The organism is Natrinema limicola JCM 13563, assembly GCF_000337475.1.
In the GTDB taxonomy this organism is placed as follows: Archaea; Halobacteriota; Halobacteria; order Halobacteriales; family Natrialbaceae; genus Natrinema; species Natrinema limicola.
The window spans coordinates 1-213 of record NZ_AOIT01000003.1; the positions used below are offsets into that span (position 1 = coordinate 1).

Consider the following 213-nt stretch of genomic DNA (forward strand, 5'->3'; position numbering starts at 1 on the left):
GCGATTTCAGTGACTGACTGCTGCCGTGGCTCCTCGTAGTACCCGCGCTCGATAGCCGCCTCGAGTGCCGCCTTCTGTTCGGGTGTGAGAGTCTGTTGGACCCGATCGTCTTCGAGCAAGCATGGGGGCGTTCCGAGGCGTTCGACGGTGAGCGACAACCCCTCTCGGAGGTTCTCACTGACTTCCTCGTGAATCACCGATACTGTCCCGTTG

The 213-nt window shown here is 60.6% G+C and carries 1 protein-coding gene; it reads right to left on the reverse strand.

Features of this window, described 5'->3' with window-relative positions:
* Positions 1-213, reverse strand: a 213-nt coding sequence (locus tag C476_RS00020) for a helix-turn-helix domain-containing protein (protein ID WP_008008549.1), incomplete at both ends; no start/stop codon positions are given.